Consider the following 269-nt stretch of genomic DNA (forward strand, 5'->3'; position numbering starts at 1 on the left):
TGGCGAACGGAGCCTTGCCGACCTTCACGCCAGGGGCTACGCTTTGGGCTACCTCCAAGAAGCGCTTTACCACCGGTTCTTCGGGTGAGGTGTCGGCTGGCGGCAGGTCGTTGTTTATCTTTACAGAGGCCTTAAAACCGCACACGGTTTGGCTGGCAGGAGACATAGTAGATGAGAGCGTCTATCAAGCCGAAGAGGAGAAACTGGCCGAAGAATTCTCCCGCCTCGAGGCTCCCTACGGGGTCTATGCCGTGACCGGCAACCACGAA

Annotated in this window: 1 protein-coding gene; it reads left to right on the plus strand. The window is 58.0% G+C overall.

The window, feature by feature from the left end; genetic code table 11:
• Nucleotides 1–269: metallophosphoesterase (locus tag EZM41_RS07105; protein WP_198470427.1), on the plus strand; the 269-nt coding region annotated here is incomplete at both ends.

It is taken from the genome of Acetomicrobium sp. S15 = DSM 107314 (assembly GCF_016125955.1).
Classification (GTDB): Bacteria; Synergistota; Synergistia; order Synergistales; family Thermosynergistaceae; genus Thermosynergistes; species Thermosynergistes pyruvativorans.